The following is a 24770-nucleotide window of genomic DNA, read 5'->3' on the forward strand; positions in this document are numbered from 1 at the left end:
CTTGAGTTAAAGTTACTATTCGTGGCTTGCCAACGAGGCCACGATGCCGTCGAGGATGTCTTTCTCACTGATCACAATCGAGTCAAGACCAGTGAAATCCTCGGCGGCTTTCATTATTTCCTCGACGACGGCAGCGCCGGCGGGGATGACGTCGGCACGCCCGGGGTGGATCACCGGGTGATCTTTGCGCTCCTGCACGCTCAGCGCCTGGATCTCCGCGATGGTGGCTCGCAGGTCGTCGAAGGTGAGGCGTGAGAGGTGGATGCGGGTTGGGTCGTACTCGGGAAGGCGCTGGGTGAGGGCGGAGAGGGTCGTAAAGGTGCCGGCGCAGCCGACCACAGTGCGGGCCTTCGCCATGTTGACCAACGCTGCCGCGTGCTGGACCTGCTCGCGCGCGTAGTCGCGGGCTGCGCGCAGCTCCTCGGGAGCTGGCGGGTCCGAACGCAAGAAACGCTCGGTAAGGCGCACACACCCCATTTGGGTGGAGATGCGGCCCTCGATGGTGTCGCCGCTGCCTACTACGAACTCGGTCGAGCCACCGCCTAAGTCGATGACGCAGAACGGGCCAGCGTCGGTGGGAAGGTCCATCGTGGCGCCAATGAAGGAGAGCTGGGCTTCCTCCTCCCCCGTAATCACCTCCGCCTGTGCGCCAGGCTGGATCTGGCTGAGCAGCTCGCGGGTCATGTCGAAGAAGACGTCGCGGTTGGAAGCGTCGCGCGTCGCAGAGGTGGCGACCATTCGCACGCGCTGGACGCCCTCGGCAAGCATGCGCTCAGTGTAGGTGGTCAGCGCCTTGCGGGTGCGCTCAATGGCCTCCGGGTTCAACGCGCCGGTCTCGTCCACGCCCTGGCCCAAACGCACGATGATGTTCTCGCGGCAGACCTCCTCGAACGTATTCGTTGCGGGGTCGAAACGGGTGATCAGGAGGCGGATGGAGTTCGTGCCGCAGTCAACCGCGGCGAGTGTTAGCGGCTGGCTCATGCGAGGTGCTCCCCCGCCTCAGCGAGCGTGATACCAAGCTGTTCCAGCGTCGGCCAATCAGCCGGGATCGCGGTGCCGCGCAGATTACCGTGCTCGGCAGCGAGCGCCACAGCCTCCGTACCGAAACGGAAATGCTCCGGCCCCTCCGCAAGCGCGTAGGCAATCAGCACGTGTAGGCACTTCACCCGGTCCGGCATGCCGCCGCCAGAGAAGTCCGTACCCAGATCCTCAATCTCGTTGCGCTTCGCCAAAAAGTACTCGTGGGCGCGGCGATAATCCTCTTGCAAGCCCTCGTCCTCTGCCAGGCGGGCTTCCATCCACTTCATCACCTGAGCGCCCTCCAAACGCGAAGCCTCGGCGGTGAGGCGGCGGTCCGTCAGGTAGTAAAGCGTGGGGAACGGAGTGCCGTCGTCAAGCTTGGGTGCAGTCTTGACCACCGCAGGCTGACCATCGGGCGTGCGGTAGGAAATTTCCAGCACACCGCGCGGCGGGCGGCCGAGCTGCTCCTGAATGATATTGAGATCCTCTTGAGTCGGTTGCATGAGCAACATTGTTCCACACGGGGTGGGCGGTGGTGGAACGGTGCAGCGGTGAGCTACACCGTGATGCGCCGGGCCCGTAAAAACTCAAGAAGTGTTTTGCACTCAACATTGAATGCGGCAGCCGCATCTGGGATCTTGATCCTCTTTATCGCATTTGGGGCTGGAGTCTCATTCGAGACAATTGTGTATTCATGGCGAGCGCCCGATGCCACGAGCCACGAGTCAGCCACATTCAGAAAATCATCTACTGCCGCTTGCTTGTATGCGGGATCTTGCTTCTCTTCAGCCCACAAAGTTACCCGTTCATATGCTTCGAGCTCAGCCTCATCTGTCTGCAGAATTTGCTTTGGCTGCACATGATCCAAATACCACTGCAGCTTCGGGTGCCCCCATTTTCTCAGCTCAGCGTCCACTTCCGCATGGAAGAACACATCATCAGTGAAAAGCGTGTTCTCAAGTTCATTCCACAAGGTTGGGAACACATCATCGGGATACAGATTGGTGATTGTTCCTAGGAAGTTCGTATCAATTAGGTACACCGGCTACCCCACCTCCCGGCTAGCCCAATGACTTTTCTTCACCAGGTTCTCAAAGGACTTGTACGAGGAAGCACCAAGGAGCCGCGCGGCATCCCTCTCCGGTATTTGTCCGGATTTTGCGGCAAACGTGATCGTCTCAAAGAATCGCTCGCCGACGCGAGACCGAACGAGGACATGGAACGAAGGACCGCCGCTGCCTTCTTGTGTAGCTTTCTTTTCATTCCTGACACGGACCAATCGCATAACTTCGTCGAACTCTTGTTGCTCGATCGAGAAGATACCTTTCAGGCGCAACAGCGTCGCTTCCCTACTGATGCCAAACGCGTTTGCCAGAGACGCGACGTTGTCGAGCAAAGAACGCTTCTTGTTGTACCGTTCCCTCACTGCAGTCTCTGGAGCGAGGAATGCTGCTGCAAATTCGTTACACCAGCGCTCTACCTTCAGGTGGTCGCTGTGGTCAGAAATACCAGCCTCCCCCAAAGCAACATGTCCCAGCTCGTGAGCGAGGCTGAAGAGCTGCGCAGTTTTGGCGTCACTTGTATTCACAAACACCAGGCAGAATTCCCCATCAATCAGGGTAAATCCGCGGAACTCATCAACACTGAGATGACGTTGCGTAGAGTTTCCGACAATGGAATTTCGGGATACTAAAATCCCTGCATCTTCCATATGATGCGTTAGTGTCGTCACTCTCTCTGGCCCAGGAATTGCAGAAGCCTCGTCAAACCCCAGCGCGATGCGAGCCTGGCGAGCAGCCAGGATGGGACTGGTGGAATCTTGGGCAGAGCGCAGAATTTCAGGACCAGGAATTCCAACTTCCTCCGCGTAATCCGCGTACCACCCCAAGCGCCCCTCGGCGGAGTGAATAACTTCCTGCAGATCAGGACTCAGCCCATCGAGACGCTCATTTCTGACAGTACGAAAATCAGGTACATCAGCCTCTTCGCCAGAAGGCGCCTGAAGAAGGAGCCGTCCAAATGGGATTCGTGCCTTCTTCGCTAGTTCCTTCGCTTGGTTGAGCGTCGGACGCTCCTCCCCTGAGCGCCAATCGTTTACCTTGGGAAACGTGGCACGGAGCTTTTCGTCACTGAGTCCTGTACGTCGCAGCGCCCAGTCCAGTACAGACGGCTCGATATCAATACGCAGAACCCCCATCGCTTCCCTCCTTTCAATCTTGGTAATGAAAACGGCGCAACAGAATTGAGAATACTTTAACTTGCCTGGTTAAACGTTAAAACCCAAGGACCCAGCCGAAGAACTCAGTGAGCTTCGAGCGCTTCTTTCTCTTCGGGAGCGTGAGGTAATCAATCAGCCACTGCTGGTCGATGGGTTGCTGTTTGGGGCGGGTGTTCTTAGGCGGGAGTTGATCCGGTGTGTTGGAATTCATCGGTCGTGCTCCTCTCATTGTCGCAGGCCGTTGTGTTTGTTTCAGACTACATGGTTCTGGTACTCGGTTGTGCTCGTTGGGATCCGGCGTGAGCGTTAAAATAGCGTGATATTCGCTATCGTTAGCGGGCGTTAGCCCCGAGGCAACTTGCTTCAAAAGGGCTGTAGATGCGACTAGGCCCCTCGGGACGCATGTTTTACCTCGTCGGTGGAGAACGAACTTTGCTCAATGTGTGTTCGTCTGGATAGGAATAGCTTCCTGATCTGAATAGGATCAACGTTAATCATTTCGGGAAGTCATTGGGAGGTCGAGCCGATGAGACTATCTCTAGAGCAGATTGCCAGCGGGTTCAGAACTGACCACTGTGCACTGCAACGGGCCATCGATGAAGGGGTAGTTCAAGTTGATGCTGCGGGAACCTTGAGCCTGATGCTTGCCCAAGCACTATCCCGATTTGTTTCAGACGAATTCAAGAACATGTTTGGCTCTGAAGCTTCCTTCTTGGGAAGCCAACTTGTTTATTCAGAAGCGATCAGTTTCAGCCGTGACAACATTGCGCTGGCAGGCTGGAGTCTCCTGGGTCCGAGTGACCTTGGCATCGTTGCTGGTGGAAGGGAGTTGTTCCAAATAGAGAGCCTCGAACAGCTCCAGGGCGCGGGTGTGACCGAATTCTCTGATGAGATTTCCGACTATGGTTTCGTGATCCGCAAGAAAAATCTCAGCGAGATCCAAGCGCTGGCCGACGCCTACATGTTGGGTGACGCACGAGTACAGCAGGCAGTGAGAGATCATCTGCTGGTAGGTAGGCACTCGCGTGGCGGCACCGGAACTTAAAAGCGTGCGCTAAATGTCGTGCGATGCAGGTCGCGCTGTTTGGGCCGGGCTTGGCGGTTTTCGGCGACCAGCGTCGCACTCCTTTAAACCCACGCTGTGAATAACACGCTCTTAATCGGTCGACGGGAGCGCCGCGAGGGTCGGCATGGAGCTGGCAGCCTGGTGGTTTTGCAGATGGGAGTATAAGGATTGGAATAATCCAGGTGGGAGCACGGAAAAAGTGGATTGCAGTAGTCCTGTTGCTACCTTTTAGCTTCGGGCTACTGCGCTTCAGGCGCTTCAGGCGCCTCAGGTGCTTCCGCGGGCGCTTCGGGCGCAGGCGCTTCCGCGGGGGCAGGCGATTCTTCAGGAGCGTCGGCGGGAACGTCCTCGGGGACCTCGCGTAGCGAGTCCCAGAGGAAGACGGCCCAGCCGCGGTCGTCGGGGGTTTCGTCGGAGGTGATGGTGGTGCCGTGGGTCATGCGGGGGTCGATGACTCGCCAGGCGGACTCGCCGGGCTCCATCACGCCGAGGCGGCGGCGGGCCACCTGGTTCAGGTACTCGGGGTCCTCGTACATCGCGATCTCGCGTTCAAGGTCAGCCTGGCGGCGCTCCAAGTGCTCAATGTTTGCCTGGGCACGCGCGATCTCGTTGCGGCCCTCGTAGAAATTACGAAGTGGGGCTGCTACTGCCACGAGTACGGCGATGAGCACGATGATGAGCAGGGCGAGCGTCGCTAAGTTGGGGGCGGCGAAGCGCGACTCCCTGTTTGCCTTCTGCTCGGCGAGCTGCTGCTTGCGCTGCTCGCGGGACGCCACGGGCACAGTGCGAGCCAGCCGCTTCCTGCGGCGCTTCGCTGTGTGCTTGTCTCGGGGCGTGCCAGTGCTCATAGTGCTCATTAGTGTACAGCAGGGAAAAACGCGACACCCCCTGCCACGCGCGAGCGCGCGATGGGCAGGGGGTGCGTACGAATCAAGCGATTACTTGAAGCGTGGGAATGCGGAACGACCAGCGTAAACAGCGGCGTCGCCGAGCTCCTGCTCGATGCGCAGCAGCTGGTTGTACTTCGCAACGCGCTCGGAACGAGCCGGTGCACCAGTCTTGATCTGGCCGCAGCCCAGAGCCACTGCGAGATCCGCAATGGTGGTGTCCTCGGTCTCGCCGGAGCGGTGGGACATCATGGTGCGGTAGCCAGCGCGGTGAGCCATGTCCACAGCGTCGAAGGTCTCGGTCAGGGTACCGATCTGGTTGACCTTCACCAGCAGGGCGTTCGCAGCGTGCTCCTTGATGCCGCGTGCGAGGCGCTCAGGGTTGGTGACGAAGAAGTCGTCGCCAACAATCTGGACCTTGTCGCCGATGGTCTTGGTCAGGTTTGCGTAGCCCTCCCAGTCATCTTCCTGCAGTGGGTCCTCGATGGAGACGATCGGGTACTCAGCGATGAGCTCCTCGTAGACCTTGGCCATCTCCTCAGCGGTGTGCTCGCCGCCCTCGAACTTGTATACGCCGTCCTCGAAGAACTCGGAGGAAGCAACGTCAAGAGCAAGTGCGACGTCCTCGCCTGGCTTGAAGCCAGCCTTCTCGATTGCCTCAACGATCAGGTCAAGCGCTGCGCGGGTGGAGTCGACGGAAGGAGCGAAGCCGCCCTCGTCGCCAAGGCCGGTGGAGAGGCCCTTTGCGTTAATAACGGACTTCAGGGAGTGGTAGACCTCTGCACCCATGCGCAGAGCCTCAGCGAAGGACTCAGCGCTCAGCGGAGCAATCATGAACTCCTGGACATCAACGCCGGAGTCAGCGTGCTCGCCACCGTTGACGATGTTCATCATCGGAACAGGCAGGATGTGAGCGTTCGGGCCGCCAATGTAGCGGTACAGCGGCAGACCAGCGGATTCAGCAGCAGCCTTCGCCGCAGCGATGGACACGCCCAGGATCGCGTTCGCGCCGAGGCGGGACTTGTTGTCCGTGCCGTCGAGCTCAATCATTGCCTTGTCGAGCAGACGCTGATCGTCAGCCTCGATGCCAGCCAGTGCGTCAGCGATCTCCTCGTTGACGTTCTTGACAGCCTTCTGGACACCCTTGCCGCCGTAGCGATCGCCACCGTCACGCAGCTCGTGCGCCTCGTGTGCGCCAGTGGACGCACCGGAAGGAACACCCGCAATGCCGTGCGCACCATCGTCGAGGAAAACCTCAGCCTCAACGGTTGGGTTACCGCGAGAGTCCAAAATTTCACGAGCAAAGACGTGCATAATATCAGCCACTACAGTTCATCTCCTTGAGATTGGCCAAACCAAATTTCCGTTACCGATTGTTCCAGATCGCAACAAAAAATGCTTGTTGGTGTTCGTCACACTCGCGCTTTCCCTGAGTTTCCGTGCAGCGATAGGCTCACAACCACGCAATTTAAGGTCACACCATTCGAAATGTGATCTTGGTCAAACTTTTTGCCCATGCCCGGTTTCGCCCACTTTTGTGGCTTTTATCGGCTTGCCGCTTCCCGCTACCGGGTGGCGCGCTGGGTGAGCGCGTAGTTCGCGGCGGCATCGCGAACGTTGTGGAGGTACTCGCGCGAGCGGTTATACGTCAGCACCGCATCCGACCACCCCTCCGCCGTGGACAGGTCACGCCCGTTCGCACAGAGGAGGTTCGCGGCGCTCAGGGCGGCGTCGTCAATTTGCTGGGGGTTTGCCACCCCATCGCCGTCGGCGTCGCGGCCGTAGATCGCCCACGAGCCGGGAATGAACTGCATCGGCCCTACCGCGCGGTCGAACTCGGTGTCGCCGTCGAGGGTGCCGCCGTCCGTGTCCGTAATGAGCGCAAAGTTGCCCGTGCCGTCGAGCGCCGGGCCAACGATCGGCGGTTGCGCCACCCCATTGCCGTCGAGGCGACTGGCATCAAACTTCTTGCCCGTATAGGTGCCGTGGCGGGTCTCCACCCAACCGATGCCAGCGAGCGTATTCCACTGCAGATTGCAGGCCGGCCAGGCTTCCGCCGCGATCAGCGCGGCGTTACCGTAGGCACGCACCGCCTGCGGGTCTACCCCGATCTCCTTCGCGATGGGGGCGGCCCACGCATGGAGCTCGTTGGCGGTTCGGCCGGGCGCGTGGACGTCGATAGTTGGCGGTGGCATGGCAGCGGCAGGGGGTACGTCTTCCGGGACCGGCTCGCGCCGCACGAACTGCTCCGGGTCGCCGAGCGCGCTGAGTAGGAAGGCCACAAGCGCGACAACCATCACCACCGCGCCGACAACGACAAGCAGCGCCACACACCCACACCCGCGCGCACGCCTGCCGGGACGGCCAGAAAACGTCATGGCAGAAGATCCTACACTACCCCCGGAATCCCCAATTTTCACTCCAGTCACTCCAGTAACAGGTATGGTGTATTCCGTTCCATTCTCAAGCACCTACATACAACCGAAAGTGAGCACTCCATGCGTCTTTCCACCCGCATCGCAACCGTCGGCCTCGCAGCCCTGACCAGCCTGGCAGGCCTCGTCGCACCGGCAGCACAAGCACAGGATGCAACTTCGCTGCTGCAGCTGGTCAACGGCAACGTCAAAACCATGAACTGCAGCACCCTCCGCGTCACCCTCAACGGCACCGGCGTCGCAGACAAGGACACCACCCGCCAGCAGCTGGTCAACAACCTCAACGGCAAGATCGGCGACTCCATCGCCCTTCGCGTCATGTCCGGCAGCACCGTCCAGGCAGTTGCGGACCGTGCGCTTGAGTGCGGCATCGTGAAGCCGGACCCGGTTCAGGACTGGGCGAAGCTCCTCGGCAGCTCCCAGAACTCCATCCCGCCACAGCTGCAGCAGCTGTCCTCCAACCTGGACCTGGGCCAGCTCCTGGCACGCTAGGTATTAGGCGCTCGCCCCGTGGCTTGCGCACCAAATTCCCGTTTTTCTTCGCCGACTTTTGCGTTTCCCCAGGTCACGCAAAGCCCGGGAGGGAATTTGGTGTCAGTTCAAGCAGCACGCGCACCACATTCCACGATTCCGACCGGCGAGCGCGGCAAAAGCCCAGGTCGGACAAAACCTGTGAGGGAATGTTGTGAGGGAATGTGGTGCGCACCCCGCTATCGCACAATCCCCAAAGAAGCCCCTACTCCACCACCAACTTGATCACGTCGGTCGGGCCTTCGTCGCCCGCGAACTCAACGGGCTCGACGGTGGGGGCAATCGGGGCGTTCACATCGAGCTCATCGCCGGTGGTGGCGCCGGGGCAGGCGTCGATAATTGAGGGGTCGAACCACTCGATGGCGGGTGTGCGATCATCGCTGAAGATGACGCCTATGCCACTCCAGGTCTCCCAGCGCTGCGAGTTGTCGTTGATGCTGTAGACATCGTCGGGGTCGAAGCCCAGGGCCTCAGCCTGCGCCTTGTCCGTGTACGGGCAGAAGAGGTAGGCGCGCTCGGCCTGCTCGCCGACAACCTGCGACACCGTAAACGGTGCGCCCTCCTGCGCGGCGGCTGCGAAGCCCAGGTCCGTCGACTTCCCTGTCGAACACCCGGCTAGCGCCACGCAGCTCAGTGTAAGTCCAGCAAGAACCGTTGTACGCGCCTTCATGATGGTCTCCTATCCTTGGCGGGCGTGCTCACGTAACGCGAATTCTACCGCGTCGAGTGGCAGCTCGGGGGCGTGCTCATCGCGCCCGGCCTTGATGGCTGCCAGGTAGGTGCCGTATTCATCGGCGGACCAGTCGCTGGTTACGTCCAGGCCAGCACCTTTCGCGCGGTTGGAGCAGATGATGAGCGGCTTCTCGTCGGCCGCTTCCTGTGGGCCGGCCAGGAAATAGATCAGGCCGGAGGCGAACTTCGCAGGCAGGCCGGTAGCCACGACGGTCTCGTACTGCTGGACCGGCGTGAGCTCCCCGGAGCCGACCTTACGCAGCGCCTGCAGCAGTGCGTTCGCCTTGCCCTTGTTGCGCAGGAACTGCTGCAGCTTCAACTGCGCCTGCGCGTTCTTGCCGCCCTGGAACGCGAAGGACGCGCCCAAAAAGTCGATGATCTGGTCGCGGGCGAACTCGGAATCCGCCACATCCTGCGCGAAAGCGAAGACTTCGCGGCGGGTCAGCGTCGCGGTGGCGTCGTCGCGGAAGGGTGGGACGCGGCGCAGGTTGTGCGGCCAGCCGGTCTTCCAGCGGATCGGGGAAAAGCTGACGGTTTCTTGCGCGACGGCTTCCGCGGTTGGGGAAACGGCCTTGATGGCTTCTGCAATCTGGTTTGTCATGCGGACTATTGTTACACACTATGACCATCCTCGTGCTTGACCCTCGCTGGCCCGACATGCTGCCCGTTTCGGTAGCGCAGCGCATCCGCGGACCAGTGGAGTTCACCATGGAAGTGCCCGTCTCCGTGCGGTGGGACCTTGCCGACGCCCCCGACGGCCCCTCCCCCTGGCTCCTCACCACGAACGAGGACGACGAGGTGGTGCGCGACCGCATCGCGAAGGGTGAGCACGTCGAGCGGGTGCCCTCGCTCGAGGACCCCGTCCACCAGGCAGTATCCGTCATGCACGCGGCGCGCACGCGCGGGCAGTGGGAGCGCTCCATGACGCACGAAACGCTGCTGCCCTACCTCCACGAGGAAACCGAGGAGCTCGCCGCCGCCATCACCGACAACGAGGGCGACGAAGCCCTGCGCAAAGAGCTTTCCGACGTCCTTTTGCAGGTCCTCTTCCACGCCGAAATCGCGGCAGAGCGCGGCGCGTTCGGGTTCGCGGAGGTGGCGCAGGGGTTCGTCGATAAGATGAAGGCGCGCTCCCCCTACCTTTTCGACGGCAGCACCGGCACCATCGACGCCGAAACCCAAGACCGCCTGTGGCAGGAGGCCAAAGCCAAGGGCAACTAGCCTTGCGGCCCGTACGCTCCGCCGCGTAAGGCGCGGTCGTTGAGCTCCCGACGCGCCTGCTCCAACGCCACCAAGTCGGAAAACAGTGCGTTGTAGGCGGCCTCGTCGTCGGAAGGACGCATGCGCTGCAGCTGCGCTTTCAGCAGCGCAATCTGATCCCCCACGCGGGTCTCCTGCAGGCGAGACAGCACCGAGTCCACGTAGCGGTCAATGTCGTCCGGGTGCATCGGCTCAACCGCCAACTCTGAAACGAAATTGCGGCCCACCAGGTCCAGCATCTCCTGCGCCACCTTCGCCAAAAACTGCGGGCCCACGTGCGCGCCCGTCACCCCGCCAGCCTTCTCGATCGCGTCACGCACCTGGCGATACGCCGGGTTGGTAAACGCCTCCGGCGAAATGCCCTCAAAATAGCTGCCGGCCTTCTCCGGGTACTGCAGCGCAATCTTGAGCGCCTCGCGCTGCGGCCACAGCAGCGGATCCTGCGGGTTCGGCGGCACCAACGCGGGCGGCTGGCCCGGCGCGGCCTGCTGCTGGCGCTGTGGTTTCTGCCAGGTGCGCTGCTGCTTCTTCGGCCGACGGGCCTCCTCGCGGACCTGCTGGAGCACCTCGTCCGGGTTCGGCCAGCCCACCCAGCCGGCGAGCCTGCGTGCGTACTCCGTCTGCAGCACCTTGTCTCTGATACCGGCGACGACGGGGACGGTGCGTCGCAACGCCTGCAAGCGCCCCTCCGCCGTGTCCAGCGAATAGTCCTTCAGCAGGGACTCAATCACGAACTCAAAAATCGGGATTCTCGACGCCACCAAGTCCCGCAACGCGGAATCCCCACGCTCAAGGCGCAGGTCGCAAGGATCCAGCCCCTCGGGGGCGACTGCCACAAACGACTGCCCTGAAAACTGCTGGTCCCCCTGGAACGCACGCATCGCCGCTTTCTGGCCAGCCTCGTCGCCGTCGAACGTGTAAATCAGCTCGCCGCGGAAATAGTTGTCATCCAGCATGAGGCGGCGAATCACCGCCATGTGGTCCTTCCCGAACGCCGTACCACACGACGCCACCGCCGTCTTCACCCCAGCGGCGTGCATCGCCATCACGTCCGTGTAGCCCTCCACCACCACCGTCTGGTGATCCGTAGCGATGTGCTTCTTCGCCAAATCCAGCCCGAAAAGCACCTTGGACTTGTGGTACAACATCGTGTCCGCGGTGTTCATGTACTTACCCATCGGGTCATCCTCGAAGAGCTTACGAGCCCCGAACCCGATCACGTTGCCGGCCACGTCCTTAATCGGCCAAATCAGGCGGCGCCGAAACTTATCAATCGGCCCACGACGCCCCATACTCGAAATCCCGGCATCCTGGAGCTCCTGGGCGTCGAAACCCTTGCGAAGCAAGTGCTTCGTCAACGTATCCCAACCATCCGGGGCGTACCCGCACTCGAAGTGATAAATCAGCTCCTTCGAAAACCCGCGCTCCAGCAAGAAATTCCTACCGACTTCCGCCTCCGGGGTCTCCAACTGCTCACGGTAAAACTCGTGCGCCGCCTTATTCACCGCCAACAGGCGCGCGCGAGTCCCCGGCTTCACATCACGCCCACCAGTCGTCCCGCCCTGGTAATTGATGTGGTAGCCGATCTCCTGAGCAACCGCCTCCACCGCCTCCGGGAAGGACATCTGCTCCATCTCCATCAAGAAGGAAAAGACATCCCCGCCCTTGCCCGTAGAAAAGCAGTGGTAGTAGCCACGCGCCGGACGCACGTGGAAGGACGGCGTCTTCTCATCCTTAAACGGGCTCAAGCCCTTCAACGAGTCGTACCCAGCCGGTTTGAGCTGCACGTACTCGCCAACGATGTCCTCGATCGCCGCCCGCTCACGAATAGCCTCAATGTCACTATCCGGAATTCTGCCCCTAGCCATACGCACATCCTAACCCCCGGCTCCGACATTCAGGATGTGCGTACCGCTCCTAGAACAATTTCTCCACACGCGGCGTACCGACCGGCACAAGCCGCTGGCCGTCAACACGGTACGTGCCCTCGATGATCAGCGACGGTGCGGCCATCGCGTCGCGCTCATCGGCCGCGCCGTACTTGAGCATGACCTTGTCGCCTTCCGTTTCGAAGACGTAGAACGGCCTGCGCGCCTCTGGTCGCTGTGGCTCAATGGTGAGGCCATTCCCGTAAGGTCCGGTTTCTACAAAATTGAGGTTTTCGTCCAGCAGGAAGAGGCTCTGTGGCCAAGCAGTGCCTCCTGCATAGCACTGCGCTACCAGCAGAATGCGATCCTTCCCATCGACGTTGAGCCACTTCGCATTGACGCCTAATGGCTCGTCGAATGATTCCCCGATGCGGGTATTAATGTCTACAAACCCATACTTATACCGGACAGCAGACTCCTCCAGGCGCCCGTTAATAAGGCGTCCACCATAATGTCCGCACACCGCCGGAATTTTCATGTTTAGCATCTTGTGCTTTAGGTCGGCCGAAATATCGGGTGTGTGCTGGGGTTGATCCTTACCCTTGTCCTGATCCTTGTTCTTGCCTGGGTCCTTGCCCGTGTCTGGGTCTTTACCGCAGCCAAGGTCCCACTCCTTCTTCACCAATTCACTAGTCAGTTCCAGGCTCAAGAACTCCATCTTGGACCAACCGCCGAGTACTCCACCGAGTGGCGATTCCACAGTGATCTCACCCTTTGGCGCGTTCAGGGCCAACGACCCAGTGCATGTGTCGTTCTTTCGGTCGGCCTGACCCGCCAGACTTGCGCCAAGCGCGCCATTAAATGTCTTCCACAAAGCTGCGGTAGCCTGCACACCGGGCTCAAGCCGTGCGGTTAACGTGCTCTCAACCTCGCTAAATTCTGGTTTGAACGTCCCCGGGGAAGCTTCACGGGAGATTTGTTTCAAACTCCGACTATCTGCGTCATACTTAAACCCGATAACGCCCTCCTTCGAAGCTTCTAATGAGAAGCTCCTGGCCCGCTCAGCTGACAGTTCAAGTTCAAACGTTGGCTCAACACCAGTGTCCATATACACCCACACCGGTCCCACTGGGAACAGCCAAGGTCGCTTCTTGCCAAACCGCTTCTGCAAGTACTCCTCCGCCGCCTTACCCAAGTCTTCGCCCACGTCAATCTTTGACCCAGTCTTTACCTCGAACTTGGTGTAAATCTTCGTCTTGAGCTCAAAGCTCTTATCTGCCTCTTTCTCGACAGCTTCCTTATTGATGCCCAACTCTGGGCTCACGCTGACACCACCAGTGAGTTCCGCTTTCGACAAGGCATCCTTCTTCACCAGCCTCTTCGATTCCGCAAGCTTCTTCAGATCAGCTGTAAGCTCAAGCTTTGCTTCCTTTTCGGAATCCGCGGTCGGCATCGCATTGATCTGCGCGCCAGTCACTGGGTCGATGATCGTCATCGGCTCGGCAGTCATCAGGCGGCCCTGGAACTTCACATCACCCTTCGTGTACTCAATGATGTCATCCAGGATCGCAGGCTTCGTCTCCACCGTGACGGCGGTCGCCCCTTCTTCAACCTTGACGATCTTCGCCATCGCCGCCCCCGGGAACTTCGCGCTCGGCGGGATCGAAAGCACGTCGCCCTCGCGGAGGTGCAACTGCTCGAATGCCTGCTTGCTCAGTTCGAGAGTCGAACCGATCTGCCCGGCGCCTCTCGGGAACAGTGCTGTGGCTTGCTGCGTCGAAAAGTTCCGGGCCTGCGAATTCACCTTATAGACGGCCCCGTTATCCGCCCGGTACTCATCCGGCTTCAACCCCAACCGCGAGCTCCCCTCACCACTCGAGGATCCGCCCTGCCCGCCCTGGGCCTTCGTCACCGTTGCTGCAATCGTCGCGATAATCGCCAACAACCCAAGCACTGAGGCAACACCGACCAGCTCCCCAGGCAAGACGACATTCCCAATCCGCAACGGCTGCATCTTCGGCAGCTGCACACCTGCCGCATACGGATCCTCCACACTCGAACCAAACTCAGGCTCACTTGGCGCAGCCTGAACCGGAGCGGTCATCGAGCCCGCCCCCAATGCCAACGACACACCCACCGCAACGGTCGCGCGACGCCAGCCCCTCACATTTCTTCTCATGAGTTCCCCTTTACAGCGAATAGCTCCGCAACCAGCGCAAAGCCAAAGTCTTTTCAATTGTTGAAAGCAGCCTACAACAAATACACAGCTTCCACTACGACTTCTGCAAGGCAGTTCCTAACTGTTCTGCGGAGCCTGTGCCACAATGACTCAGCGTGAGCCGAAAATCGAAGAACACCGCCGTCGGCGCCGTCGTTGTCGCCGCGGCGCTCCTGATCAACACGTTCCTGCCCAACAAGGACGAGGGCGCCGCGTCGGGAGACCCCACCTCCTGCCCGAACCTCCCTGCAGAGGCCTGGGACACCATCAACCTCATCGAATCCGGCGGACCCTACCCACACCCGGAGGACGACTCGCGCTTCGGCAATTACGAGCGCACCCTCCCCGAGGAGCCACTCGGCTACTACCGCGAATACACCGTGGACACGCCGGGCGTCCACCACCGCGGACTTCGGCGCATCGTGACCGGCGGCGGAGCCGACGGCGTCGTCGACGAGTGGTACTACACCGACAACCACTACGACACCTTCTGCGAGGTGCAGTCGAGGTAACCAACTGGGGGAAGGTGGCGTCTCGAGCACACTCGGGGAATTGTGAACAAAATTGCTACACTGCCAACGCATGGGGGAATTCGCAGCGCTCAACGCACACATTCACAGCCTTCGGGGACGCACAGTACTAGCTCAGCGGCACAAACAGGCCGTCGCGAGCGGGACTATGGTGCAGATTGGGAGGTATGGGGCCGTCGAAAAGCGGTGGTGGGGCACGCTTGACCCCGACACCCGCCGCATCGCACGAGCTCTCATCCACGGCCGCGAAAACCGCAAAGCCGCCATCGTTGGGCGCACCGCCGCGCGCCTCCACCGCCTCCCCGTGCCGCACCTCGGCCGACAGCCCGAACTCACCGAAGTCGCGCTGCCCAACGGCACCTCCATCACCCGCAGCAAATGGCGCCCCGGCCTCCACTATCGACGCCAAATCCTCCACACCACCGACACCATCGCCGGAATCCGCGTCGCACCCCTGCCCGAAACCATCGCGGGCATCTTCAAATGGGAGCCACGCGCGCAGCTCTACCCCGTCCTCAACCACCTCAAACACATCGGCGGCCACGAGGACACCATCACCGCAGCCATCTGGGCCCTGCCCCGCCAACGCGACCGCAACACCCTCCAACTCTGCTGGGAGCGCGCCACCCACCACCCAATCGCGCCCGAGCTCAGCTATCTCGCCACCGCCCTCCTCTCCCACCACGCACTCCCCGCGCACTACTGGCACACCCAACCGCACCGCGTCATGTACGGCACCCACTTCGCCCTCGCACTCACCGACGCCCCACTTTTCGACGACCACTGCGCCCCCACCGAAACCAGCTGGGTCCGCACATTGCACGTCCCCGTGGAAGCACTCCACCGAGACCTCCGCGGCACGATCAACCTCATCGCCGACACCGTGCGCGCCACCTACCGAGGCCGCCCGCATTGCGACATCTGCCGGGGCCCGCGAGAACCACTGCAATATGCTGACAGCTCCCCACGCGACGCAAGCATTGAAGCCTACATCGCAAGGATTAGCAGATTCCCCGACGATGAGCGGCCCGAAGGCCTTCTTCCTGCGTGGTGATTTTGGGGTGGCATGTGTGCTCTCGAGCGGAGTCGGGAATTTGTGAACAAAATTGCGTGTGGTTGGAGTCACAAAATGCGCAATTCTATTCACGATTTTCCGAACAATCTCGCGAGGCATATCCCCACCCCACGCGAGCCGTCGCCGACGAGAACCTCCAGGAGAGTTCAGAAAACGCCGGAAATGAGCTGTGAGGTGTGGCATACTTTCCGCAGTTGTGACTCAAGACACTGACAGAAAGGCGACCGCATGAACTCGCTCTTCCTCGTACTCATCGGGCTGGCGATGCTGCTCACCGGGTACCTGCTCTATTCAAAGTTCCTGGGCCAGCGGGTCTATAAGCTCTCTGAGAGCTACGAGACCCCGGCGCACACTATGGAAGACGGTGTGGACTACGTGCCCACCAACAAGTACGTGCTGTGGGGCCACCACTTCACTTCCGTGGCGGGCGCCGCGCCGATTATCGGCCCGGCAGTCGCTGTGATTTGGGGTTGGCTGCCCGCATTCCTGTGGGTGACCTTGGGAACGGTGTTCTTTGCGGGGATGCACGACTTGGGGGCGTTGTGGGCGTCGCAAAGGCATAAAGGGCAGTCGATTGGCACGTTGTCTGGGCGCTACATCGGCGCGCGTGGGCGCAATCTCTTCCTCGTGGTGATTTTCCTGCTGCTGCTGATGGTGAATACTGCGTTCGCGGTGGTGATTTCGAACCTGCTGATTGCGACGCCGTCGGCGGTGATTCCGACGTGGGGCGCGATCCTGGTGGCGGTGTTGATTGGGCAGGCGATTTACCGCCTGAAGTGGAATCTGCCGCTGGTGTCGGTGGTTGGTGTTGTGGCGCTGTACGCGCTGATGGTGATTGGTGACCGCGTGCCGCTCGCGCTGCCGGAGACGGTGATGGGTATTCCGGACCGCGGTATCTGGATCATTTTGCTGTTCGTGTACGCGTTCATTGCGTCGATGCTGCCGGTGTGGGTGCTGTTGCAGCCGCGTGATTACATCAATGGGCTGCAGCTGTTTGTTGGTCTGATTATTCTGTACGCTTCGTTCTTTATTGTGCGTCCGGAGATTGTGGCGCCGTCGATTAATGAGGCGGTGCCGGAGGGCACGCCGAGTATCTTCCCGCTGCTCTTCGTGACGATTGCGTGTGGTGCGGTGTCTGGCTTCCACGGCATTGTTGCTTCGGGTACGTCGGCGAAGCAGTTGGATAAGGAGACGGACACACGCTTCGTCGGGTACTTCGGTGCGGTTGGTGAGGGCCTGCTGGCCCTCGGCACGATTGTGGCGACGACGGGCGGCTACAAGACGATCGCGGATTGGGAGAACGTGTACAACGAGTGGAACGCCGGTGGCGTCAACGCCTTCGTCGAAGGCGGCGGTGCGTTGATGAACCAGGGCCTGGGCATCCCGACGTCCCTGTCGGCCACCATCCTGGCCACCATGGCTGTCCTCTTCGCTGCGACCACGATGGACTCTGGTGTGCGTCTGCAGCGCATGGTCGTCGGCGAGATCGGCCAGATTATGGGAGTGAAGCTCTCCGGCCTGGCAGCCACGATCATCGCGGTTGGTGCTGCGCTTGGCCTGACGTTCTCGACGGGCCTGGACGGCTCCGGCGGCATGATCATCTGGCCGCTGTTCGGCACCACGAACCAGCTGATGGCCGGGCTGACCCTGGCAGTCCTGGTGGTCATCCTGACCAGGCTGCGTCGCCCGACGCTGCCACTGCTGATCCCGCTGGCGTTCGTGACGCTCATGTCACTGTGGGCGGCGGTGCTGCAGCTGCGCACCCTCTTCGAGGCAGGCAACTGGCTGCTGCTGGCGATCGACGTCGTCATTATTATCTGCGCGATCTGGGTCATCGTTGAGGCGATCACCGCGATCAGCAAGGCGCGCCGCGAGCCAGCCGTCGACTGGGAGGACACGCCGGTCCATGAGCCTGCGCAGTAAGCTGGCCGCGCTCGGCGCGGGCCTCAGCGAGTTCTACCAGGCGCCCTACCGCCGCGAATTCGCCCGCGCCGCACGCGAGGAGGACGACCTGTTCACCCTGCTGGTCGCCTCCGAAATGCTCGGCATCCCGAACCCCGCCAGCTACTACACACTCGAACTCCTCCCCCTGCTTTACGACGACTTCCACGCCTGGCACACCCGCATGGGCATGGAACACTCACCACTCGACGGAATCTCATGTTGCTAGACGCCCCAGTCATGTTCTTCGGCGGGAAAGGTGGCGTCGGCAAAACGACCATCTCCGCCGCCACAGCCGTGCGCCTCGCCGCGCACGGCCGCCGCGTCCTCTTAGTTTCGACGGACCCCGCACACAACCTCGGGCACATTTGGAACACCTCGCTTCACGACGCCCCCACCGCCCTCGAACCGAACCTCCACGCCATCGAGCTCGACCCGGCAACCATTACTTCACAGCACCTGCGCGCGGTCGGCGAATCGATGCGCGCCATGATGCCCGAACGCCTCCACCGCGAAGTGGACCGCCACCTGGAGATGTCACGGCACTCCCCCGGCATGCACGAGGCCGCACTCCTCGAGCGCATCGCGGACCTTGTCGCAGAGCGCGGCGACTACGACCACATTATCTTCGACACCGCCCCCTCCGGCCACACCTCCCGCCTCATGGCACTCCCCGAGGTCATGGCCGCCTACACCGACGGCCTCTTGGCCCGGCGCGACAAGTCAGACAAGTTCAGCGAGCTCGTCCGCGGGATGGGCGGCACTTCCGGGAACAGCGGCTCCCCCGTCGACCGCCGCAATCAGCAGATCCGCTCCACGCTACTGAAGCGCCGCCGCAAGTTCGAGCGCCTGCGCACTGTCCTCACCGATCCCGCCCAGTGCGTCTTCCACATCGTGCTGACCGCGGAGCGCCTGCCGGTCATGGAGTCGATGGAGTTCTACGAGGAGCTCACGTCCCACGGCGTGCACGTCGGCGGGGCCGTGGTGAACCGCTGCACGCCAGATGAGGCCGGCTCTTTTTTGGCGGGACGCCGCGAGGTGGAAGCGCGAGCGCTGGAGCTGCTGGACCTGCCAGTGCCGATCCTTGAGCTTCCGTGGCTTCCTGGCGAAATTGGCACGCGGGATGCGCTCGAGCAGATCGCTGGTTTCCTCTCCGCGTAGAGGTAGAAGGTGTTGTCTCGAGCGGAGTCGGGATTTTGTGAACAGATTTGCTTGTGCCCTGAGTCACAAAAATTGCAATTTTGTTCACGATTTCCCGAATAATCTCGTGAGGCATACCTCTAGTAGAAGCCGTCGAAGGCGGCGGCCTTCTTCGCCGTGCGCTCCAGGCGCGACTCCGTCATCGAAGCGATCTGGTCCACGATGACGCGCTCGCGCTCCAAATCCGTCTCGGCGGCCTCGAACCACTGCTGGAACATTGTGTCCAGGGTGCCCGGCGCGCCGGCGCGCAGGTACTCGTGGACGTGGAAGATGCGGTCGCGCTGCCGATCCTGGCGAGCGAGGTGCGCGGGCTCGTCCATCACGTAGAGCACGGCCACCGTTTTGAGGAGACGGACCTCTGCCTCCACGTCGGGCGGGACCACGAGGTTGCCGTGCTGTCTGCCCAGCACGTTGTTTGCTTCGTCGGTGAGCGTGGCCTGCGTGACCCCGCCGACGTAGCGCCCCACCAGCTGTGAGGTCAGCGCTTTGAGTTGGGTCCAGGACTGGAGGGTGAAGTCGAAGTCGGCGGCTGCGGCGATGGCTGGCAGGGCGCGGAGGCGGTCAGCGGCGTCGATGAGGGAGTCGGCCGTGCCGCCGAACGCGGCGGCACCTTTCTCGGCGAGGGCGGCGAGCTCGACGAAGTCCCAAAGGACTTGGAGGGACACGCGGGAGGAGACGATGCCGTCCTCGACGTCGTGGACGGAGTAGGCGATGTCGTCGGAAAAGTCCATGACTTGGGCTTCCATGGGTGGGCGGTTGTCGGTGTGTCCGGCGCGTGCCCAGGCGAGTATGGCGGCGTCTTCGTCGTAGGCGGAGTATTTACGGTTGGTGGAGCCGTCGGGGTTGGTGCGGGTCCACGGGTATTTGGTGGCGGCGTCGAGGCTGGCGCGGGTGAGGTTGAGGCCGTAGGTGGTGGCGTCGATAATTATTTTTGGTTCAAGGCGCGCGAGGATGCGCAGGGTTTGCGCGTTGCCTTCGAAGCCGCAGGGCGCGGCTTCGTTGAGGGCGTTTTCGCCGTTGTGGCCGTAGGGCGGGTGGCCGATGTCGTGGGTGAGGCCGGCCATTTCGCACAAGTCGGGGTGGAGGCCGAGTCCGGTGCCGATACCGCGTGCGATCTGCGCGACTTCCAGCGAGTGGGTCAGGCGTGTGCGTGGTGTGTCGCCGTCGCGGGGTCCGACGACTTGGGTTTTGTCGGCGAGGCGTCGTAGCGCGGCGGAGTGGAGAACGCGGGCGCGGTCGCGGGCGAAGGCGTCGCGGGTGTCTGCGTGGGGCGCGGTTTGGGCCCCTTTGGGGGCTTCGGGGGCGCGGCGTTCGACGTCTGCGGCGTTATAGGTGTACACGCCTTCTGAGCGTAAACGTTTCCGGCACGTTTCTGTATGAGCGACTACCCTCATTGGCATGACTAAGCGCAATTACCGTCTCTTGGCCGCTGCCCCGCTGTTTGTTGGGGGCGCGTTGCTGGCCGTCGCTCCGGTGGCGCAGGCTGCAGCGCCGTCCGTGTCTGTGCTGGCACTTCAGCCCAGCTTGTTGACGACGCCAGTCACCGACGAAGCTGGCGTCCTGACCGCTGGGGAGGTCTCCCAGGTTGAGGACGCTATCGCGCAGGTCAGCGCGCAGAAGGGTCGCTCGGTGCGGGTGGTGTTCCTCGATTCTTTTGCGGGCACGCCGCCGTCGCAGTGGACGGAGGACGCTGTGCGGGCCAATGGGCCTAACACGGCAGTCATCGCGATTTCTCCGAATGAGCGCGCGTACAGCGTGACCACTGGCGAGCAGTGGTCGTCAGCGGAGGCGGACGCGATTGACCAGGCTGCGTACGCGAGGTTGGTGCAAAGCGATTGGTCGGGGGCGGCGTTGGCCGCGGTTGAGGCGGCCGGCAGCTCAGGCGCGGGCTCGAGTGGCACTGGTTCGGGTTCAGGTGGTGGCGAGGCAACCGGCCTGATTGCTGGCGGTGCCGGGCTCGCCGCGGTTGCTGGTGGCGGGTACTGGGCTGTGTCGCGTCGTAAGAACAAGCAGCACCGGGAGGCACAGGTGGCGTCGGCACGCGAGCTGGCACCCGGCGATGCGGATTCGTTGAACCGCCTGCCTACCGCCACCCTGGACGCGGTGGCGCAGGAGACGCTCGTCACCGCTGACGAATCCGTACAGCAGGGTCAGGAGGAGCTGCGCCTGGCTACCTCCGAGTTCGGCGCGGACCGCGTGCGGCCGTTTACTGCCGCGATGAACTCGGCGACCACCGCCTTGCAGCGCGCGTTTCGCACCCAGCAGGCGCTGCACGACGCCATCCCGGAGACCGAGCCGGAACGCCGCGCCATGCTCATCGACATCATTACGTCTGCCCGCACCGCTGAGGCGTCGCTTCGTGCGAAGACGGAGGAGTTCAACTCGATGCGCGGTGTACTGATGCGCGCGCCGGAGGAGATCGAGAAGGTCATGCAGCGCACCGTCGATCTGCGTTCCCGCCTGGAGCCTGCGAAGCAGCAGCTCGCCGCGCTGCGCGAGCAGTACCCCGCACAAATGCTGCACTCCATCGACGGCAACGTTGAGCTCGCCGCCGAGTCCCTCGACGAGGCCGAGGCCCAGCTTGACAAGGCCCGCGGGCTCGCCGCACGCCCGGCCGGTGAGCAAGGTCCGCTTCTCGACGTCCTCTCCGCCGCCACCCGCGCCGTCGAGCTTTCCGACCACAACCTGTCAGCCATCGAGCACGCCGACGCGAACATCCGGACAGCGAAGGAGAACCTCTCGTCGCTGATCCAGGAAATCCGCGACGAGATCGAGCAGATCGCCCAGCTCAAGGGTGCACGCGCGCAGGGTGCCGACATCGACGTGGCTGCCCTCGACCGCGTCACCGCGACCGCCCGCAAAGCGATCGCAAACATCGGCGACCGCGACACCACCGACCCACTGAGCCTGTACGCCGACTTGAGCGACGTGGACGCCCAGCTCGACGCCGAAATCGAACGCGCCGAGGGCGCCGCCCACGACCAGTCACGGGCCCTGACCATGTTCGACCAGCAGATGCAGGTGGCCACCACCCAGATCCAGTCCGCGGAGGACATGATTCGTTCCCGCGGCAGGATTATCAGCTCGCAGCCGCGCACCCTGCTGGCCCAGGCGCAGCGCGAGTACGCGGAGGCCCAGCAGCGCCGCACCAGCAACACTCGTGAGGCCATCGAGTACGCCCGCCAAGCAACGACCACCGCGCGCCGCGCAATCCAGGCTGCAAAGGACGATCTGGATCAGTACCGCCGCGCCCAAGCCCGCGATACCGCGAACTCCATGGCGCAGGCCGTGCTGTGGGGCTCGATCCTGTCCGGCGGCGGCAACCGCGGGGGCGGCTTCGGGGGCGGAGGATTCGGTGGAGGCGGCGGCTTCTCCGGTGGCGGCGGTGGCGGCGGGATGAACACCCGCGGCGGCACTTTCTAACCGGCTAGTAGCCCTAGTAACGCAGCCTACGCGTGGGCGTATCCACGTACGTGAGCGCCCACGTTATAAACAGCAGGTCCCCCACAAGCGCCTCGGAAGCGCAGTCCCCCAGCACGGTCACCTCTAACTCCCCGTTGAGGTGGCCGTTTGTTGTCGCGACGGTGATGCCGCGGGCGTCGATAATGTCGCGGCGGCGCCCCCGGGTTCTGCGCACCGTGTACGGCCTGCCGCCGCATTCGGCGGTGTAGCGCGCCACGGTCAGACTGGTCTTGCGCAGCAGGTAGCGCTGGCCGCGCTCGTCGACTGCGCGCAGCGACGCGGGGGACGTCGACACCATGGTGATGCGGTGGCCGTCCGCGGTGATCGTGGCGCCCTCCACGGTTGCCACCGCCGCATCGGTTCCTTCGAGCGCCGCACCGCGCCACCACAACGTGGTCATTAGAGGAACATCACCAGCACGATAACTGCCGAGAACAGCAACAGCGTGCCGATCAGCGCATTCGAAATCCCGAGCTTCTTCGCCTCCAAGACCTCGCGGCTTACCCACGCCAACCCCGCCACGTCAGTGTCAGGCAGGGTGGTCTCGCCCTCGAACTCGAGGATTGCCTTGCGCACCCCGTTGTGGTCCTGGGTGAACTGCGCGACCTTCTCGCCGGCGGCGTCGTTGACCACCCAGTTCTTGCCCCACTCGTTGACCAGCACGTAGGAGCGCTCCCCGATATGCACAGGGATCTCCTTCGCGCGCGCCAAGGAAGCGGTGGCTTCCACCACTGTCTCACCGTTACACTTCGCCACCGCGCCGGACTCAGGGGCGACCAGCAGGTCCCACTGCTGCCCGCCCACCGTTGCGGACTCGTGTGTGAACTCGCCGAGTACCTCCGGGCCGGCCTCAGCCAACAGCTTCGGGGCGTCGCGCTGCGAGCGGTCCCAGCTTACGTAATGCATGGCGAGTGCCTCCTAGCAGCCGATTAGGCGGGTAGCCAGGTATGCCTCGAGCTCGTCGATCTTGACGCGCTCCTGCTCCATCGTGTCACGCTCGCGGACGGTCACGGCGCCATCCTCAAGCGAGTCGAAGTCGAAGGTCACGCAGAACGGCGTACCGGTCTCGTCCTGGCGGCGGTAGCGACGGCCAATCGCGCCAGAGGTGTCGTAGTCTACGTTCCAGTGCTGGCGCAGCTTCGCGGCAAGCTCCTCAGCGGGCTCGGCAAGCTCGGACTTCTTGGACAGCGGCAGCACAGCAACCTTCACCGGCGCCAGGCGGCGATCCAGCTTCAGCACCACGCGGGTATCCGTGCCACCCTTGGCGTTCGGGGCCTCTTCCTCATGGTAGGCGTCGACAAGGAAGGCCATCATCGCACGGCCAAGGCCAGCGGCTGGCTCGATGCAGTACGGCGTCCAGCGTTCGTTGGCGGCCTGGTCGAAGTAGGACAGGTCCTCGCCGGACTTCTCGGAGTGCGTGCGCAGGTCGTAGTCCGTGCGGTTCGCGATGCCTTCGAGCTCGCCCCACTTGGAGCCTGTGAAGTTGTAGGCGTACTCGATGTCGACGGTGCGCTTCGAGTAGTGCGACAGCTTCTCCTTCGGGTGCTCGTACAGACGCAGGTTTTCCGGGTTAATGCCCAGGTCGATGTACCACTGCAGGCGGTTATCAATCCAGTACTGGTGCCACTCTTCGTCCTCACCCGGCTTGACGAAGAACTCCATCTCCATCTGCTCAAACTCGCGGGTACGGAAAATGAAGTTGCCCGGCGTGATCTCGTTGCGGAAGGACTTACCAATGTTGGCGATGCCGAACGGCGGCTTCAGACGCGCGGACGTCATCACATTCTTGAAGTTCACGAAGATGCCCTGCGCCGTCTCCGGGCGCATGTAGTGCAGGCCCTCCTTGTCGTCGACCGGGCCGAGGTACGTCTTCATCAGGCCCGAGAACTCACGTGGCTCAGTCCAGTTGCCCGGCTGGCCCGTCTCCGGGTCCTTGATGTCAGCCAAGCCGTTTACTGGTGGGTGGCCGTGCTTCTCCTCGTAGGCCTCCAGCAGGTGGTCAGCGCGGTAGCGCTTGTTGGTGTACAGCGACTCCACCAGCGGGTCCGTGAACACCTCCACGTGGCCCGAAGCCTCCCACACCTGACGCGGCAGGATAATCGACGTATCCACGCCGACCGTGTCCTTCCTGGACTGCACCATGTGCTTCCACCACTGGCGCTTAATGTTTTCCTTCAGCTCGACACCGAGCGGACCGTAGTCCCATGCAGAACGCGTACCGCCGTAAATTTCACCGGCCGGGTACACAAGGCCACGGCGCTTGCAAAGGTTAACAACGGTATCGATCTTGCTGGCTGACATGAACACTCCTCATATATGGGTGATGC

General features: G+C 62.2%; 25 protein-coding genes. 9 read left to right on the plus strand and 16 right to left on the minus strand.

Annotation, left to right across the window (positions count from 1 at the left end; genetic code table 11):
- Positions 1-15: 15 nt before the first annotated feature.
- From ACXIUA_RS08910 to ACXIUA_RS08930, 5 genes are all read right to left on the minus strand, one after another.
- Complete coding sequence (locus ACXIUA_RS08910; RefSeq protein ID WP_457976610.1) at positions 16-981, minus strand: Ppx/GppA phosphatase family protein; 966 nt, start codon at positions 979-981, stop codon at positions 16-18.
- Positions 978-1523: a DUF501 domain-containing protein gene (locus ACXIUA_RS08915; RefSeq protein WP_457976611.1), complete on the minus strand. Its 546-nt coding sequence runs from the start codon at positions 1521-1523 to the stop codon at positions 978-980. The genes ACXIUA_RS08910 and ACXIUA_RS08915 overlap by 4 nt, the downstream gene beginning before the upstream one ends.
- A 53-nt stretch (positions 1524-1576) precedes the next feature.
- Positions 1577-2062: a DUF4411 family protein gene (locus tag ACXIUA_RS08920; RefSeq protein WP_457976612.1), complete on the minus strand. Its 486-nt coding sequence runs from the start codon at positions 2060-2062 to the stop codon at positions 1577-1579.
- 3 nt (positions 2063-2065) lie between these two features.
- Complete coding sequence (locus ACXIUA_RS08925) at positions 2066-3217, minus strand: ImmA/IrrE family metallo-endopeptidase (protein ID WP_457976614.1); 1152 nt, start codon at positions 3215-3217, stop codon at positions 2066-2068.
- A gap of 76 nt (positions 3218-3293) precedes the next feature.
- Positions 3294-3449: a hypothetical protein gene (locus tag ACXIUA_RS08930; RefSeq protein WP_256005320.1), complete on the minus strand. Its 156-nt coding sequence runs from the start codon at positions 3447-3449 to the stop codon at positions 3294-3296.
- Between the two features lie 315 nt (positions 3450-3764).
- Here ACXIUA_RS08930 and ACXIUA_RS08935 point away from each other — a divergent pair, with 315 nt between their 5' ends.
- Positions 3765-4283: a hypothetical protein gene (locus ACXIUA_RS08935; RefSeq protein WP_457976616.1), complete on the plus strand. Its 519-nt coding sequence runs from the start codon at positions 3765-3767 to the stop codon at positions 4281-4283.
- Positions 4284-4543: 260 nt separating this feature from the next.
- On the opposite strand, the gene ACXIUA_RS08940 is transcribed toward ACXIUA_RS08935, so the two are convergent.
- The 3 genes from ACXIUA_RS08940 to ACXIUA_RS08950 all read right to left on the minus strand — a co-directional run bounded on the left by ACXIUA_RS08940 (position 4544) and on the right by ACXIUA_RS08950 (position 7569).
- Entirely contained in the window at positions 4544-5152 is a 609-nt protein-coding gene (locus ACXIUA_RS08940) for an FtsB family cell division protein (RefSeq protein WP_457976617.1), read from the minus strand.
- Positions 5153-5242: 90 nt separating this feature from the next.
- Positions 5243-6517 (minus strand): phosphopyruvate hydratase, encoded by a 1275-nt coding sequence (eno, locus tag ACXIUA_RS08945; protein WP_457976618.1) that lies wholly within the window; start codon positions 6515-6517, stop codon positions 5243-5245.
- A 239-nt stretch (positions 6518-6756) separates the two neighbouring features.
- Entirely contained in the window at positions 6757-7569 is an 813-nt protein-coding gene (locus ACXIUA_RS08950) for a lytic transglycosylase domain-containing protein (protein WP_457976619.1), read from the minus strand.
- A gap of 120 nt (positions 7570-7689) precedes the next feature.
- Here ACXIUA_RS08950 and ACXIUA_RS08955 point away from each other — a divergent pair, with 120 nt between their 5' ends.
- The gene (locus ACXIUA_RS08955) at positions 7690-8118 is read left to right on the plus strand and encodes a hypothetical protein (RefSeq protein WP_457976620.1); all 429 of its coding nucleotides are present in this window, start codon (positions 7690-7692) and stop codon (positions 8116-8118) included.
- A gap of 244 nt (positions 8119-8362) precedes the next feature.
- Here the strand turns inward: ACXIUA_RS08955 and ACXIUA_RS08960 are convergent, their stop codons facing one another.
- Together ACXIUA_RS08960 and ACXIUA_RS08965 are read right to left on the minus strand one after the other, a co-directional pair.
- On the minus strand, positions 8363-8827 hold the full coding sequence (locus ACXIUA_RS08960; protein WP_457976621.1) for a hypothetical protein: 465 nt from the start codon (positions 8825-8827) through the stop codon (positions 8363-8365).
- A gap of 9 nt (positions 8828-8836) precedes the next feature.
- Positions 8837-9490 (minus strand): 8-oxoguanine DNA glycosylase OGG fold protein, encoded by a 654-nt coding sequence (locus ACXIUA_RS08965; RefSeq protein ID WP_457976622.1) that lies wholly within the window; start codon positions 9488-9490, stop codon positions 8837-8839.
- A gap of 20 nt (positions 9491-9510) precedes the next feature.
- Here ACXIUA_RS08965 and ACXIUA_RS08970 point away from each other — a divergent pair, with 20 nt between their 5' ends.
- Positions 9511-10110 (plus strand): MazG nucleotide pyrophosphohydrolase domain-containing protein, encoded by a 600-nt coding sequence (locus ACXIUA_RS08970; RefSeq protein ID WP_457976623.1) that lies wholly within the window; start codon positions 9511-9513, stop codon positions 10108-10110.
- On the opposite strand, the gene dnaG is transcribed toward ACXIUA_RS08970, so the two are convergent.
- Entirely contained in the window at positions 10107-12017 is a 1911-nt protein-coding gene (dnaG, locus tag ACXIUA_RS08975) for a DNA primase (protein ID WP_457976624.1), read from the minus strand. The genes ACXIUA_RS08970 and dnaG overlap by 4 nt on opposite strands.
- 49 nt (positions 12018-12066) lie before the next feature.
- Positions 12067-14196 carry a hypothetical protein gene (locus ACXIUA_RS08980; protein WP_457976625.1) on the minus strand — a complete coding sequence of 710 codons (2130 nt, stop codon included), beginning with the start codon at positions 14194-14196 and terminating at the stop codon, positions 12067-12069.
- Between the two features lie 155 nt (positions 14197-14351).
- On the opposite strand from ACXIUA_RS08980, the gene ACXIUA_RS08985 reads away from it, so the two are divergent.
- From ACXIUA_RS08985 to ACXIUA_RS09005, 5 genes are all read left to right on the plus strand, one after another.
- Positions 14352-14747, plus strand: coding sequence for a ribonuclease domain-containing protein (locus ACXIUA_RS08985; protein ID WP_457976626.1), 396 nt, complete (start codon positions 14352-14354; stop codon positions 14745-14747).
- Positions 14748-14817: 70 nt separating this feature from the next.
- On the plus strand, positions 14818-15819 hold the full coding sequence (locus ACXIUA_RS08990) for a hypothetical protein (protein WP_457976627.1): 1002 nt from the start codon (positions 14818-14820) through the stop codon (positions 15817-15819).
- A 249-nt stretch (positions 15820-16068) separates the two neighbouring features.
- On the plus strand, positions 16069-17763 hold the full coding sequence (locus ACXIUA_RS08995; protein ID WP_457976628.1) for a carbon starvation CstA family protein: 1695 nt from the start codon (positions 16069-16071) through the stop codon (positions 17761-17763).
- Positions 17747-18010 (plus strand): cory-CC-star protein, encoded by a 264-nt coding sequence (locus ACXIUA_RS09000; RefSeq protein WP_252931288.1) that lies wholly within the window; start codon positions 17747-17749, stop codon positions 18008-18010. Before ACXIUA_RS08995 ends, ACXIUA_RS09000 begins: the two co-directional genes overlap by 17 nt.
- A complete protein-coding gene (locus ACXIUA_RS09005) occupies positions 18001-18942 on the plus strand; it encodes an ArsA family ATPase (RefSeq protein WP_457976629.1) in 942 nt (313 codons plus the stop codon). Before ACXIUA_RS09000 ends, ACXIUA_RS09005 begins: the two co-directional genes overlap by 10 nt.
- A 119-nt stretch (positions 18943-19061) precedes the next feature.
- Here the strand turns inward: ACXIUA_RS09005 and ACXIUA_RS09010 are convergent, their stop codons facing one another.
- The gene (locus ACXIUA_RS09010; protein ID WP_457976630.1) at positions 19062-20375 is read right to left on the minus strand and encodes a deoxyguanosinetriphosphate triphosphohydrolase; all 1314 of its coding nucleotides are present in this window, start codon (positions 20373-20375) and stop codon (positions 19062-19064) included.
- 4 nt (positions 20376-20379) lie between these two features.
- On the opposite strand from ACXIUA_RS09010, the gene ACXIUA_RS09015 reads away from it, so the two are divergent.
- Complete coding sequence (locus tag ACXIUA_RS09015; RefSeq protein ID WP_457976631.1) at positions 20380-22404, plus strand: TPM domain-containing protein; 2025 nt, start codon at positions 20380-20382, stop codon at positions 22402-22404.
- 13 nt (positions 22405-22417) lie between these two features.
- Here ACXIUA_RS09015 and ACXIUA_RS09020 read toward each other — a convergent pair whose 3' ends face one another.
- From ACXIUA_RS09020 to ACXIUA_RS09030, 3 genes are read right to left on the minus strand one after another with little or no spacing between them, the layout of a single operon-like run.
- A complete protein-coding gene (locus tag ACXIUA_RS09020) occupies positions 22418-22843 on the minus strand; it encodes a hypothetical protein (RefSeq protein ID WP_457976632.1) in 426 nt (141 codons plus the stop codon).
- Complete coding sequence (locus ACXIUA_RS09025; protein WP_457976633.1) at positions 22843-23349, minus strand: hypothetical protein; 507 nt, start codon at positions 23347-23349, stop codon at positions 22843-22845. Before ACXIUA_RS09025 ends, ACXIUA_RS09020 begins: the two co-directional genes overlap by 1 nt.
- Before the next feature lie 12 nt (positions 23350-23361).
- On the minus strand, positions 23362-24744 hold the full coding sequence (locus ACXIUA_RS09030) for a glycine--tRNA ligase (RefSeq protein ID WP_457976634.1): 1383 nt from the start codon (positions 24742-24744) through the stop codon (positions 23362-23364).
- Positions 24745-24770: the final 26 nt, after the last annotated feature.

This window comes from Corynebacterium sp. UMB8791 (assembly GCF_054166365.1).